This is a genomic window from Haloactinospora alba (genome assembly GCF_006717075.1).
Classification (GTDB): domain Bacteria; phylum Actinomycetota; class Actinomycetes; order Streptosporangiales; family Streptosporangiaceae; genus Haloactinospora; species Haloactinospora alba.
On the sequence record NZ_VFQC01000001.1, the window covers coordinates 3,639,553 to 3,653,356 of the forward strand.

The window sequence follows — 13,804 nt, forward strand, 5'->3', positions numbered from 1 at the left end:
GGGCACCGCCCGCGGCGCGCACCGCCACGGCGGCCCCTACCCGTCCGCCGCCGGGATTGTCATCCCGACCCCGCCGACGAGGGGGCCGCTGGTTCGAGCTGCTCGGCCGCGCCGCCGCAGCAGTCACCGGCCGCCTCAGCGGACTGGGGCTCCTCGGCGGTCCCCGGCCCTGCGCAGACCCCGGTCTCGGGAAGCGTCAGCTCCACCCGCCGCGCTGAGGCGTGGTCGCCCGCCAGCCGGGCGGCGATGCTGCGCACCTGTTCGTAACCGGTCAGGGCCAGGAACGTGGGGGCACGGCCGTAGGACTTCATCCCCGCCAGGTAGAGGTCGGGTTCGGGGTGAGCGAGCTCCGCGGCACCGTGCGGGTAGACCGTGCCGCAGGAGTGCACGTTGGGGTCGATGAGCGGGGCGAGCGCGCTCGGCGCCTGCAGGCTGGCGTCCAGCTCGAGCCGCACCTCCGAGAGCCACGAGAGTTCCGGACGGTAGCCGGTCAGCACCACGGCCTCGTCGACCGGGTCGAGTTCCCGGCCGCCCTCGTCGACCAGTCGCATCCGCCCCTCCTCGGTGCGGATCCGTGCGGTGGCGAACCCCGTCACCACCGCGATCCGGCCGGCCTCCACCGCCGCCCTCGCGCGTGTGCCCAGGGCGCCGCGCGCCGCGAGCTGGTCGGCCTCCCCACCGCCGAAGGCGTCACCGATCCCGTCCCGCCGCAGCACCCACACCACGCGGGTTTCCGGTACCCGCCGGGCCAGCTCGTCCAGCGCCAGCAGGGTTGTCAGCGCCGAGTGCCCCCGGCCGACCACGGCGTTGGCACGTCCGGCGTGGCGGCCGCGGGTGGCGGGGTCGGCGAGGTCGGGAATCCGGTAGGTGATGTGCTCGCGCGCGGCCTCCTCACCCAGGGCGGGCAGGCCGTCCGCGCCCGCCGGGTTGGGCGAGTGCCACGTGCCCGAGGCGTCGACCACCGCGCGGGCGACGATCCGCTCCTCGTCCCCGCCGGGAAGGCGCACCCGGACGGTGAACGGTCGCTCTCCGCGGTCGGCGTCCACCACCCGGTCGCGTCCGAGCCGGCTCACTCCGGTGACCTCGGCGTCGAAACGGACGGTGCCCCCGAGCGCCGCTGCCAACGGTTCCAGGTACTCCCGCCTCCACTCCGCGCCGGTGGGGTGGGTGTCCTCGTCGGGGCAGCGCCAGCCGGAGGCGGCGAGCAGCCGCGCGGCGGACGGGGCGACGAGATCGCGCCAGGGGGAGAACAACCGCACGTGGCCCCACTCCCGTACGGAGGCGCCGGCCGAACCCGCCTTCTCCAGCACCACGGTGGCCACGCCCCGCTCCCGCAGCTCGGCCGCCGCCGCCAGCCCCACCGGACCGGCGCCGACCACCACGACCGGGTTCCCCTCGTTCATACCGCATCCTTTCATAGACCAATATCGATGAAAGATTACTCCATTGATCACGGTCTATGGAAGACAACATCGAGCGCGATCGATAATGGGAGCATGACCACACACACGCCCGACCATCCCGCCCCGGCGCTGGCCCCCTCCGACGCGGCGACCTACGCCGCCTGGTTCGCCTGCCTGGCCGACCCCACGCGCGTGCGCCTGATACACGCGGTCGCCTCGCGTCCGGGCTCCAGCGGCGTCGGTGAGCTCGCCGACGCGCTGGACATCAGCCAACCCACGGTCTCCCACCACCTGCGCACCCTGGCCGACACCGGTTTCGTCACCCTGACCAAGGAGGGCACCTCCACCCGCGTGGCCGTCAATCCCGCCTGCTGCACCGGGCTTCCCCACGCCGCCGACGCGGTCATGGGCGTACTCGCCACCCGCCCCTGCTGCCCCACCGACCTGCCCGAGGACGTCTCGGTGCGCGCCATGGAACCCGGCGACACCGAGGACGTGCTCCGGATCTACGCCGAGGGGATCGCCACGGGACACGCCACCTTCGAGACCGAGGTGCCCGACGCGGCCGCGCTCGACGCGCGCTGGCTGCCCAACCACCGCTGGGTGGCCGAGATCGGCGGCGAGGTGGTGGGATGGGCCGCCGCCTCACCCGTCTCGGCCAGGGAGGTCTACTCCGGGGTGGCCGAGACGTCGGTCTACGTCGGCGAGAACGCCCGTGGCCGCGGCGTCGGCAAGGCCCTGATCCACACGCAGGTCACCCAGGCCGACAAGCGGGGGCTGTGGACCCTGCAGACCGCGATCTTCCCCGAGAACAAGGCGAGCCTGGCCCTGCACCACACGGCGGGTTTCCGCACCCTCGGCGTCCGCGAACGCATCGCCCGGCACCACGGGCGGTGGCGCGACACCGTCCTACTCGAACGCCGGCGCGACGACGACACCTGCCAGGACACCGCCGAGCCCACCACGTGAACGGCCGGGACGTTCCGGGGTCCCGGCCGATGGTTTGCCACGACAGGGCCACGGCGCGTGCCGGTTCGGTGCCGGCCCCGGTGGCTGTCCCGGAGCTGGCTCGGGAGCGTGAGGGACGTGTCGGGTTCCCGAACCGGCGTCAGCGGCTCGTGGGGACCCAGCCGTCGCCTACGAGGCGTCCGGGGTGGCGCTCGGCGTCGAGGAGTTCGCCGTTCCCGTCGGACACGTGGATCGTGTCCACGTGCACACCGCGCCCCACGTACGCCCCGTCGGGAGCGTAGCGCCACCGCAGCCGCAGTGGGGAAGCGTCCTCCACGCGGAACGAACCCTCGACCCGCCACCAGGCGCGGTGACCGGCGCCGGCGAGCGACTCCCGCGGCTGGTCCGGGGCTCCGTCGCCGGCCGCGGACAGGGACAGCGGCCGCCAGGTCCCACCACCGTCGGTACTGGCCTCCACCGACAGCGGATCCGTGCCGTCGCTGTCGTTCTGCGTGTCGACGAACGCGTCGAACGACACCTCCACCCTCCCCTCGGCGCGTCCGAGCTCCCTGGTGGACAGGACCGCCGCGCCGCGGGGTCCGGCGTACCACGAGTGGTGGCCGTTGCGCGGCGGCACCGCCAGCGACTCGGCCAAACCCTGGGCCAGCGCCACCCGGGCCGGGTTGTTCGACCCCCACGAGCGCGACGGGTGGACCCGGTTCGTCAGCAGCACCGCGACCGACCGGGAGGCGGGGTCCAGCACCAGCGACGTCCCCGTGTAGCCGGTGTGCCCGGCGGTGCGCGGCGCGCTCAGCCCGCCCATGTACCAGCGCTGGTCGAGTTCGAACCCGAGGCCGTGCGCGTGTCCGGGGAAGTCCCGGTTGTAGTCCTCGAGCATCGTCGCGACCGTGTCCGGCTCCAGGATGCGCCGCCCGTCGTAGGTCCCGCCGTTGAGCAGCGCCTGCCCGAGCACCGCGAGCTCGCGGGCCGTGCTGAAGACCCCCGCGTGGCCGGCGACCCCGCCCAGCGACCACGCGTTCTCGTCGTGCACCTCGCCCCGCACCATGCCCCGCGGCGGGTCCCGCTGGAACTCGGTCGCCGCGATCCGGTCCCACGTGTGCCTCGGCGGGGTGAAACCGGTGTCCTCCAACCCGAGTGGCTGGGTGATGCGTTCGGCCACGACCTCGTCGAGCGCCGAACCGGACACCCGCTCCACCAGCACACCCAGGGTGATCATGTTCGGGTCGGAGTAGGTGTAGGTCGTGCCCGGCGGGTTCTCCGGCTCCAGCCGCAGCACCTCCGGGATCCGCTGCTCCGGCGGCAGGTCCCACAGTTTCACCTCGGCCGGCAGACCCGAGGTGTGGGTGAGTAGCTGCTCCACCGTGATCGTCCTCTTGCCGCCGGCGGCGAACTCCGGAACGTAGGCGGCCACGGGGGCGTCCAGCTCGATCTCGCCGTCCTCGACGAGCTGCAGCACGGCGATCGAGGTGAACAGTTTCGTGACCGAGGCGACGTCGAAGATGGTGTCCGGACCCGCCGGTTCCCGCTGGTGCGGGGGAAGTTCGGTTCCGGAACCGTCGGCGTAGCGCAGTTCGTGGCCGGTGGCCTCGTGGCTGACCACGACCCCGTCGTGGGCGAGCAGGCTCACCGCGCCCGCGTACATCGGGTGTTCGCGCCCAGCGGCCGGTTCGGTACCGGCGGTGGTGTCCTGCACGGCCGCCGCGATCGGCTCGGGGGCCAGACCCGCCTCGGTGGGGCCACCCGCGCGCAGCACCGTGTCCTGGGGAGCGAACCCGTCCTGGGGCCGGTCGAAACGTCCCCCGGTGCCGCTGGCGGAGGCGGCGGCCGGGCTGCCGGACACCGCCGCCGCGAGCAGCAGCGCACCAGCCACAACCGTCGTGCGCATCGCGACCTCCCCGGGTGCTGTCGTGCCCCGCGCGGGGCGGCGTTCAGTTGTAGAGCAGGTACGGCCGCCGGTCCCGGCAGAACCGGGAGACCTCGTCCTCCCAGGCACCGACCACCTCGCCGGTTCCCGCCCCAGCGTCGATCATGGTGCGCAACCGGTCGGATCCGGACAGCTTGTCGATCATCATGTCCTCCCGCCACCCGAACACCTCGGGGTACAGCCGGCGCGCCGTCACCAGCATCGTCACCGCCGTGGTGATCGGTTTCGCCGCTCCCCGGGACAGCAGCTGGACGCCGCCGCACGTCTCACCGGCGTGTTTGGAGAACGTGGGCACGAAGTACGCCTCCCGCGCGCGCACGCCGGGAAGGTCGGCGGCGTTGATCTCCTCGGCCCACCGCCAGTCGATGTCGGGGGCGCCGATGATCTCGAACGGCCGCGTCGTTCCCCGCCCCTCCGACAGCAGCGTTCCCTCGAAGAGCGCGGTTCCCGGGTAGAGGGCGGCCGTGTCGGGGGTGGGCATGTTCGGGCTCGGCACCACCCACGGCAGCCCCGTCTCGTCGAACGTCCGCTCCCGGCGCCAGCCGCGCACCCCGACCACGTCGAGCTGTTCCAGCCGCTCCTCGTGCTCGGGTAGGTGCTCCGCGTCGAACATCAGTGCCAGCTCACCGGCGGTCATGCCGTGCTGTTGGACGATGGGAAGCTTCCCGACCCCGGAGGCGAACTCCGGGTCCAGCAGCGGACCGTCGACCGTGTCACCGATGGGGTTGGGCCGGTCGAGTACCACCATGCCGAGCCCGGCCTTCGCGGCCGCGCGCATCGCGGTCCACATGGTCCAGATGTAGGTGTAGAACCGGGCGCCCACGTCGGCGATGTCGAACACCACCCGCTCCACGTCCGCGTCGCGGAACATGGCGGCGAGTTCGTCCGCGTCCACCCCGTAGGCGTCGTACACCGGGATCCCCGTACGCGGGTCCGTGTAGTCGCCCTCCGAGCCGCCGGCCTGGGCCGTGCCCCGGAAACCGTGTTCGGGGCCGAACACCGCGGCGACGTCCACCGCGCCCGAGGCGTGCATGGCGTCGACGATGTGGTTCAGGGCGTGCTCGCCCTCCGAGATCACGCCCGTGGGGTTCGTGACGATCCCGAGCCGGTCCCCGGACAGTCGCTTCCAGTCCTCGGCGGCGAGCACGTCGGCGCCGCTGCGCGTCGACCTTCCGCCCTTGGCCGCGGCCGGGGCGGGGGCGAGGCCACCCGCGACTCCTACACCGGCCGCGGCAGCGGCGCTCGCGGCACCGCCCAGGAACATTCTGCGTCCCACTCCAGCCATGGCCGCCTCACCAGCTCACACCGTGGCCGAACGGGTAGGCCACCTCATCGGGGTTCTGCGGGTCCGGCACCGGAACGGGGAGCTTCCCCCGCGGCGAGACCTCGCCGAGGAGCACCCTCGCCAGTGACTCCATCGACACCTTCTTGTCCGAGTAGGTGGCGACCCAGGTCTCCACCTCGGGAACGTGGGCGGCGTCGTAGGGGTCGCGCACCGGAACGGCGACCACCGGGGTGTCCGACTCGTTCAGCGCGCGGACGAGGTCGTTCTGGGCGGCGTTGCCGTCGGTCCACGCGGCGTTGGTCAGTACCACCGCGACATCGTGGTCCCCCGCCGCCGCGACCGCCCGGTCGATGCGCTCCTGGTCCGGCGCGGAGCCGGTGGGCAGTGCCGTGGTCCGCGGCCCGCGCTCACCGATCCTCTCGGCCAGCGTCCGGGTTGCGGAGTCTCCCGCGCCGGTCACCAGCATGTCGCCCGGTTCCTCCCTCAGTGGGAGCAGGCCGGCGTCGTTGCGCAGCACGTTCACGGTGCCGTCGGTGATCCGTTGCGCGTCCGAGCGGTGCTCGTCGGTGCCGACCCTGTCGCCGACCGCCTCGGTGTCGACCAGCGGGTCGCGGATGATGCCGCGCTGCGCCTTCATCGTCAGGACCCGTTCGACACTGGTGTCGATCCGCTCCTCGGTGAGCCGCCCCTCGCGGACCGCGTTCATGACGGAGTCGATCGCGAGCTGCAGGTCCGGGGGCATGAGCATCTGGTCGGCGCCGGCCTCCAGCGCGAGCACCGGGATCTCGGCGTCGGGGTGTTTGGCGCGCACGCCCTCCATCCGCAGCGAGTCGGTGACGACGACGCCGTCGAAACCGAGCTCCTCGCGCAGCATCCCGTCCAACACCGTCGGCGACAGCGTCGCGGGTTCGCCGGAGTCGTCCAGTTCGGGCATCACGATGTGCGCGCTCATCACCGTGTCGGTGCCCTGCGCGATGGCCTCCCGGAACGGCGGCGCGTCGATCTCCTCCCACTGCTCCCGAGTGTGGTCGATGACCGGGAGGGACTCGTGGCTGTCCTGGTTGGTGTCGCCGTGGCCGGGGAAGTGCTTCACCGCCGCGGACACGCTCCGGTCGAGGTCGCGGGCGTCCTGGAACCCGGAGACCTGGGCGCCGGTGAACCGCGCGGCCAGGCCGGGGTCGGAGGAGAACGAACGCACCCCGATCACCGGGTTCTGCGGGTCGACGTTGACGTCGCCGCTGGGTGCGAAGTTCTGGTTGATCCCCATCGCCCGGAGCTCGGCTCCGGTGATCTCGGCGGCGCGTTTCCCGTCCTGTGTGGAACGCCCGGCGCCGAGCGCCATGCTGCCGGGCAGCTGGGTGGCGGGTTCACCGATCCGGGTGACCGCCCCCTGTTCCTGGTCCGTGGCGATGACCAGCGGGATCTCCGCACCGGAGTTCATCGCGGCGCGCTGGATGCCGTTGGAGTGCTGTGCGATCTGTTGCGGTTCGTGGAGGCTGTCGGTCCACCCGAAGTGGATCATGCCGCCGAGGTGGTACTTCTCCACCACCTCCGCCGGGGTGTCCACGCCGAACTCCTCCCGGTTGGCGGGGTGGGCGGTGTCGGCGGTGCGGCCGTAGGCGTAGGTGACGAACAGCTGGCCGACCTTCTCCTCCAGCGACATGCCGCGCGTCGTGCGCTGTGCCCACTGTTGGATCGCGGTCTCATTGGCCGAGGGGGCGGGTGGGGGTGCGGGTGCGGCTGCGCTCGTCGGGCTGACCGCCCCGACGAGGGTGACGGTGAGCGCGCTGACGGCTGCCGTGGCGAGCGGGCGGACGAAACGGGGACGGCCCATGCTGTCTCCTCGGGCTCGGGGGATGGGGAGCCGGTGGGCGGGGTTCCCGGATACCGCCCGGGTGCGGCCTGGCGGCCACACACCGGACGACTCCGCGGTTCCGGAAGGTACGCAGCTTTCCACTCGGGGTCAACGGGGTCACGGTCGCGTTCTGCACTGCACTCCGCGCCGTACGGCGCGGTGGGGCGCTCGGGAGGTGCCCCTGCCCGGCAGCACCCTTCCGTCACTGCGGAACACTACAACGGGAACACACCGTGTAGCCGTACGCCATGCGGTGGGAACGCGCTGTGGAAAAGCGGCGTTTCGCTGCGCGGGTCCGCCGCGGAGTCACCACGGCCACCAGCGCGGACGCCAGCGCCGTCGCGGCGGACGCTCGTGAAACACCTCGGGGGAGAGACCCGGTTGGAAAGCGGAATCGTACGGCGGTGCGGGAACACCGCTGGACGCTCCCGACCAGGAATCGTGTTCGGAATCCTCCTGGTTTGGAACAACCTCGACATTGGCGGCCCTGTCCAGCTCCTGTTGCAGTCGGGAAACGAGGGATTCGGGATCACGGATTCTCTTCGCGTCGAGTTCGTAGACGGTTCCGTCCTACCGCGTGATCTTCAGTCTCATGTCGGATCGGCGGTTGCGTATCCACGCGATGAAAGCGCCGGCGAGAGCGGTCGGCCCTCCCGCGGCGGCGGCGGCTGTGACGAGGGTTTCCGTTACGCCCCCCCCCCCCCCGGCACCCCCTGAGGCATCGCCGGTGAGGCGCTCGGTTGGGATGGGGCGTATGGGGACTGCTGAGGGAAGGGAGGAACGGGTTTCGGGTCATCGTCAGCCTGGGACGAACCGTTCTCACTACTCATGGGGGAACGCTACAACGCGGTTTCCCGCGTGCCTATCTCCCGAACCGTTCCTTTTTCTCGGAATTCCGCGTCCCGCACGGGGGCGGAATGTGAGCGGCCGCCGCTGCCATCCCAGTGTCCGCACGTGCGCGAAGGGGCCGGGCGGACCGCGCCGTGCCACGCTCGCGGCCCGCCCGCCGGTACCGGAGCCTCGCGGGGCTACGCGCGGCACAGGCAGAACGGGTGGCCCGCCGGGTCGGCGTAGACCCGGAAACCGTCGGTGCGCTCACCGGACTCCGGTGCGGGATCATCCCATTCCGGGGGCCAAGGCAGCCGCGTGGCGCCCAGCTCCAGTGCCGTCGCCTCGGCCGCGTCGATGTCGTCCACGTCGATGTCCAGGTGGAACTGCATCGGCGAGGCGGGATCCGGCCACGCGGGCGGCTGGTGCTCCGGAGCGAGCTGGAAGCTCAGCCGGGTGGCCCCGGTGTGGCCGACGTCCACCCAGTCGTCCTCGGCGCTGGTGATCGGCAGGTCCAGCAGGTTCGCGTAGAAACGCGCCAACGCGCGCGGGTCGCGGGCTTCCACGACCACCGCCCCCAGACGGTTCATCCCGGCCTCCTCGAACGGTTCACAGGTGTGGTGACCGTACCGGGGGGCGACGACAGAACAGAGAACAGGGCGCGCGCCCGCCTCCCCGGAAGGGCGGTGGCCTCTCTCCCGGTGGCCCTATCCGGTGATGCGGGCGGCCGCGCCGCTCACGGTCACTTCCGGCGCGTCGGGGCGGACCTCCACGGTGAGTTCGCTGCGCCTGCCCATGTCCTCGCCCTGCACGAGCGTGACCCGCCGGGGTCGGGAGACCTTCCCCAGGGCACGAAGGTATCCGCCGAAAGCGGCCGCCGCGGCGCCGGTCGCCGGGTCCTCGACGACCCCGCCGACCGGGAACGGGGCGCGGGCGTGCACGGTATGCTCGTCCTCCTGCCAGAACAGTTGGAGCGTGGTCCAGCCGTGCTCCCGCATCAGGCCGTCCAGCTCCGCGAAGTCGTAGTCGAGGTCGGCCAGGCGAGCACGGCTCCCGGCCGCCAGCACGAGGTGGTCGTTCCCGGCGAAGGCCACGTGGGGAGGCCAGGCGGGGTCGAGGTCCTCGGCGGGCCACCGCAGCGCGTGCAGCGCCCGCCGGACCTCCTCCTCGGACGCCGGACGGGAGCGGGTGGGAACGCTGGTGAGGCGGGCGACGACAGCGCGGGGGTTCTCGGTACGCACCGGAACCGGGCCCGCCGGGGTCTCGAAGGCCACCTCGCCGGTCCCGTCGCGTTCGGCCAGGGCGACCGCGGTCGCCAGTGTGGCGTGGCCGCAGAACGCGACCTCGGCCAGCGGACTGAAGTAACGCAGCCGGTAGCGCCGTTCGTCCGGGGCGACCGGGGTGAGGAAGGCGGTCTCGGAGTAGCCGACCTCGGCCGCGATCCGCTGCATACGGGCGTCGTCGAGCCCACTGGCGTCGAGGACGACACCGGCCGGGTTTCCGCCCGCGGGGTCGGTGGTGAAGGCGGCGTAGCGAAGAACGTCGGTCATGGCGACAACTCTGCCCGAACCTCGGTATCGCGTCCAACGATCAGTGTCGATGACCACTATCGGAACAGCCGATACCGTGGAACGGTGGAAACCCGACTGTTGCGCACGTTCCTGGTGCTGGCGCGCACCGGGAGCTTCACCGAGGCGGCCGCCGAGCTGCGGGTCGTCCAGTCCACCGTCTCCGACCAGATCCGGACGTTGGAACGGGAACTGGACCTGCGCCTGTTCGACCGGTTGCCGCGCGGCACCCGGCTGACCGACGCGGGCCGGGAGGTGGTGGCCCACGCCCGTGAGCTGCTGGACTCCCAGCGCAGGCTTTTCGACGCGGCCCGTCAGGACGGCGCTGTCGCCGGAGAGGTGACCGTCGGCGCCACCGAGTCGACCTGCGCCTACCGGTTGCCGGGTGTGGTCGCGGCGCTGTCCCAGCGGCACCCGGACGTCCACGTGCACCTCTCCCCGGCCGGCACGTCCGCCGCGTTGGCGGGGGTGTCGCGGGCGGACGCCGGCCTGGACGCCGCGCTCGTGCTCGAGGAGGCTCCCGCCACCGACCACACCCTCCGACCGCTCGGCCGCGAACCGGTGGAGCTCGTCGCGGCGCCGGGCCACCCCGCAGCGACCGGCCACCACACGTGGCGGGACCTGGCCGACCACTCCCACTTCCTCCTCGAGGAGGGGTGCTCCTACACCGACCGGGTGGCGCGCGAGCTACTGGCCGCTTCCCCCGCTCGCCCCCGCATCGCCCGTTTCGGCAGCATCGAGGCGGCGCGCTCCTGCGTCGAGGCCGGACTCGGCCTGTCGGTGCTGCCCCGCGTCGCGGTGGCCGCCCACCTGGCCGAGGGGTCCCTGTGCCGGGTGACGGGACCGGCCCTGCCCGACGTTCCGCTGTACCTGGTGACCAACCGTCGGCGGTGGCCCTCGCCGGCGGTGACGACGGTGGTGGAGGCCATCACCGAGGCCGCCGCCTCGTGGTGAGAGCCGTCCGCTCCCCCGCACCGCGCGCGGTGGGGTTTCCGGCTGCCGGGAGATGGGAGGCGTTCACCGCAGGCCGTGCCGGCGCGCCACCATGCGGTGCACGGCCGAGCGCGGGAGCAGCCGTCGCAGCGCGAACACCAGCGGGGCGTTGCTGCCCACCGCGTACAGCGGTCTCGGACGCGGCGCCTCGATCGCCCTGGCGATGGTCGCGGCGACGGCATCCGCGGAGACGCCCCGTTTCTCGTTGGCGTTCAACGCCTCCACCATGGTCCGGTACTCGTCCGCGAACGGCGAGTCCTCGGACACGTACTGGACCCGGCGCTCGCTGATGCCGGTGTTGATCGCCCCCGGTTCGACCGTGGACACCCCGACGCCGTAGGGGGCGGCCTCCTCGCGGAGGGAGTACGCGAAACCCTTGAGGGCGGCCTTGGAGGCGACGTAGGAGGAGCGGTGCGCCAGCGGGAAGCTGGCCAGCATCGAGCCGACCATGACCACCCGCCCGCGGCCGCGGGCGCGCATGCCGGGCAGGAGCAGTTGGGTGAGCCGCACCTGCCCGAGGACGTTGAGCTGGAACAGCCGCTGGAGCGCCTCGGCGGGGAGTTCCTCGAACGGGCCGTTCTGGCTCTCGCCCGCGTTGTTCACCAGGACGTCGACGTCTCCGGCGGCAGCGGCGCACGCGTCGATACCGGCGTTGTCGGTGAGGTCGAGGGGAAGGTACTCCACACCCTCCAGTGGGTCCGTGACCGCGGAGGGGTCACGGGTGGTGCCGAACACGCGGTAGCCGCGTGCGACGAGGTCCGCGGCCACGGCCGCGCCGATACCGGACGACGCTCCCGTGACGAGCGCGGTGCGGGTCATACCAGGCTCCAGTCCGGCGGAGGGCCCCGCACGGGCGTGGGTCCGGGGCGTGCTGACACGTGGGGTGCTGGTTTCCGCCCCAGCACTCGGCTACGCGACAGTAACCCATGCGTGTACGACCCAACAAGCACGGGGGACCGGACATACGGGGACCGCGGCGCCACCAGCGACGACCCGCGCCGCGGCGCCGTCGGCCCGTCACGCGCGCGTGGCTCGCGGGACCGTGTCGTCGTCCTCCACCCAGACCAGCACGCCCCCGTCCGGGAGCTGGCGCCCCGCCACGGGCTGGTCGAGCCGCATTCCCGCGATGAGGACCGCGTCGTGCACCAGCCCGCGTTCCCGCTCGTCGCGGGCGGCCACCGTGGTCACGCTCGCGTGCCCGAGGTCGCGCGCCAGCGCCGACGCCAGTTCCTTCACGCTCTTGTGCTGCTCCGCGGCGCTCATCCGCGCCCCGCGCTCCTCCTCCCGCGAGGCGGCGAGCGCGGGGCGGGCGGAGTGCTGCTGGGGTGGGGCTGCTTGCCTGTGCTCGTTGACCACCGTCTCGGACCGCTCCTTCCCTGCTCGGCACCGGACAGGTATCCCGGGAGGCCCGCCGAACCCGTCGGCGCCCGCCTCCCGGGCACATCCCGGTTCCGGGAGCGCACGCGGCTACCGGAGGACAACGGGACGCCCCGGCCCGCTGCCCGCCGCTTCGCCGCGTGAAACCCCCGGAAGGCGCGGTCGGGACCGGGGCGCGGACCGCCGCCGGCAGCCCGGCCGGGGCTCCAGCCCCGGTCAGGCGGGTTGGCGTTCCGGTTCGGGTGCGGTCCACAGGCGCAGCACCCTCGCCAGGACGTAGAGCACGGCGACTCCCGCCACGGCGACGCCTCCCACGGCCACGGGACCGTAGGTGGAGGCGAGCGCGGGAAGCAGGGCGGTCACCAACCCGCCGCCCAGGATGGGGCTGAAGAACGGCGCCCGCAGGGCGTAGGCCCGACCCGCGACCGTTCTCAGCTCCGGGTCGACCGCCCGCAGCAGCATCAGGCCGACCGAGGCCACGGCGGCCAGGGTCCCGAAGTTGACGATCGCCTGCTCGAACCAGGCGGTGCGGAAGACCCGCGGTCCCGCCCAGGCGAAGAACCCGACCGTCACCAGCGCCGAGGCGAGCAGCAGGATCACCAGCGGGAGGGCGTTGTCGAGGATGACCGGGACGGCGATGGAGGCCACGGCCGCCACCACCAGCACGTCCAGTGCCCACCCCTGGATCGTCCGCAGGGTGCGCGGGTCGACCGCGTCGCCGAGACGAGTCCGGGAGATCACGGCCTGCACGGCTCCCCCGCCGATCATGGCCAGCGGGAAGAGCGGCATTCCGGGTACGAGGAGCTCCAGCAGGTGCTGGAGGACCCAGCCGAAGAGTATGGCGACGGCGATGAGGGCGCCGTGGAAGGCCAGGTTGTCGACGAGGTCCTTGTTCAGCGTCACGCTTCCCGAACTGGCCCGGTCGTCCCCGGGAACGATGTCGGAGCTCCGCTGCCCCTCCGGGGAACCGCCGCCGAGCTGGGTGAGGTGTCCGCGGCGCGCTCCCCAGTTGATCAGGACCATCCCCACGACGATCCCGAACACCAGGGCGAACGTGGCCGAGGCGAGCGCCAGGTCTCCCCCGCCGTTCCAGCCGAGGTCACCGTAGACGGCGCCCATCCCTCCCGCGGTTCCGTGACCGCCGGGCCAGCTCACCTCGATGATCGTGCCGAACATGGGGTCGGCGCCCAGGAAGGGGGTGAGCAGTATCCCGCCGAGGAGCAGCGGAACACCGATCAGCAGCAGGTCGCCCATGTAGCCGAACAGCAGCTGCGGGGCGACGAGCTGGTACGTTTCCCGCACGCGTGGCAGCCGCACCCCCAGGAGCATCGGCGCGAACACCACGGTGATGAGGGTTCCGGGGAAGGTGGCCCACGTGTCGACCATGCCCTGCGGGAAGAGTCCCAGGCCGTGGGGGCCCAGCACCGCCCCCAGGACACCTCCGATCAGCGCGGCGGGCAGGAACAGGCGCCGCAGGAAACCGAGGCCGAGGCGCAGGAGCACGCCGGCCAGGAGGAGGGCCCCGAGTGCGGCCACGGAGAACAGAAGCGTGGTGACAGCGTCGTCGCTGACCTCTCCGGTGGGAAACATGGCGCTCCTTAC

General features: G+C 72.6%; 12 protein-coding genes. 2 read left to right on the forward strand and 10 right to left on the reverse strand.

All coding sequences use genetic code 11. The annotated features are described in order from the left end of the window. Window positions 1–59 precede the first annotated feature (59 nt). A complete protein-coding gene (locus FHX37_RS16470) occupies window positions 60–1,403 on the reverse strand; it encodes an FAD-dependent oxidoreductase (protein ID WP_141924728.1) in 1,344 nt (447 codons plus the stop codon). 93 nt (window positions 1,404–1,496) lie between these two features. Here FHX37_RS16470 and FHX37_RS16475 point away from each other — a divergent pair, with 93 nt between their 5' ends. Next, a complete protein-coding gene (locus FHX37_RS16475) occupies window positions 1,497–2,372 on the forward strand; it encodes a helix-turn-helix domain-containing GNAT family N-acetyltransferase (RefSeq protein WP_141924729.1) in 876 nt (291 codons plus the stop codon). A 139-nt stretch (window positions 2,373–2,511) separates the two neighbouring features. Here the strand turns inward: FHX37_RS16475 and FHX37_RS16480 are convergent, their stop codons facing one another. The 6 genes from FHX37_RS16480 to FHX37_RS16500 form a co-directional block, all read right to left on the reverse strand. Then, entirely contained in the window at window positions 2,512–4,257 is a 1,746-nt protein-coding gene (locus FHX37_RS16480) for a serine hydrolase domain-containing protein (RefSeq protein WP_141924730.1), read from the reverse strand. A gap of 43 nt (window positions 4,258–4,300) precedes the next feature. Beyond that, a complete protein-coding gene (locus FHX37_RS16485; protein ID WP_211351853.1) occupies window positions 4,301–5,581 on the reverse strand; it encodes an exo-beta-N-acetylmuramidase NamZ family protein in 1,281 nt (426 codons plus the stop codon). A 7-nt stretch (window positions 5,582–5,588) separates the two neighbouring features. Then, window positions 5,589–7,415, reverse strand: a complete 1,827-nt coding sequence (locus FHX37_RS16490) for a glycoside hydrolase family 3 protein (RefSeq protein ID WP_141924731.1) — start codon at window positions 7,413–7,415, stop codon at window positions 5,589–5,591. A gap of 591 nt (window positions 7,416–8,006) precedes the next feature. Further along, the gene (locus FHX37_RS24130) at window positions 8,007–8,192 is read right to left on the reverse strand and encodes an effector-associated constant component EACC1 (protein ID WP_394344517.1); all 186 of its coding nucleotides are present in this window, start codon (window positions 8,190–8,192) and stop codon (window positions 8,007–8,009) included. A gap of 272 nt (window positions 8,193–8,464) precedes the next feature. Next, a complete protein-coding gene (locus FHX37_RS16495) occupies window positions 8,465–8,854 on the reverse strand; it encodes a VOC family protein (protein WP_141924732.1) in 390 nt (129 codons plus the stop codon). A gap of 117 nt (window positions 8,855–8,971) precedes the next feature. Beyond that, window positions 8,972–9,814 carry a PhzF family phenazine biosynthesis isomerase gene (locus FHX37_RS16500; RefSeq protein ID WP_141924733.1) on the reverse strand — a complete coding sequence of 281 codons (843 nt, stop codon included), beginning with the start codon at window positions 9,812–9,814 and terminating at the stop codon, window positions 8,972–8,974. Between the two features lie 84 nt (window positions 9,815–9,898). Here FHX37_RS16500 and FHX37_RS16505 point away from each other — a divergent pair, with 84 nt between their 5' ends. Further along, window positions 9,899–10,786, forward strand: a complete 888-nt coding sequence (locus tag FHX37_RS16505; protein ID WP_141924734.1) for a LysR family transcriptional regulator — start codon at window positions 9,899–9,901, stop codon at window positions 10,784–10,786. A gap of 63 nt (window positions 10,787–10,849) precedes the next feature. Here FHX37_RS16505 and FHX37_RS16510 read toward each other — a convergent pair whose 3' ends face one another. The 3 genes from FHX37_RS16510 to FHX37_RS16520 all read right to left on the reverse strand — a co-directional run bounded on the left by FHX37_RS16510 (window position 10,850) and on the right by FHX37_RS16520 (window position 13,792). Further along, window positions 10,850–11,644, reverse strand: coding sequence for an SDR family oxidoreductase (locus tag FHX37_RS16510; RefSeq protein ID WP_141924735.1), 795 nt, complete (start codon window positions 11,642–11,644; stop codon window positions 10,850–10,852). Window positions 11,645–11,842: 198 nt separating this feature from the next. Continuing rightward, window positions 11,843–12,181, reverse strand: a complete 339-nt coding sequence (locus FHX37_RS16515; protein ID WP_141924736.1) for a hypothetical protein — start codon at window positions 12,179–12,181, stop codon at window positions 11,843–11,845. Between the two features lie 237 nt (window positions 12,182–12,418). Beyond that, window positions 12,419–13,792: a sodium/glutamate symporter gene (locus tag FHX37_RS16520; protein ID WP_141924737.1), complete on the reverse strand. Its 1,374-nt coding sequence runs from the start codon at window positions 13,790–13,792 to the stop codon at window positions 12,419–12,421. Between the last annotated feature and the right edge of the window lie 12 nt (window positions 13,793–13,804).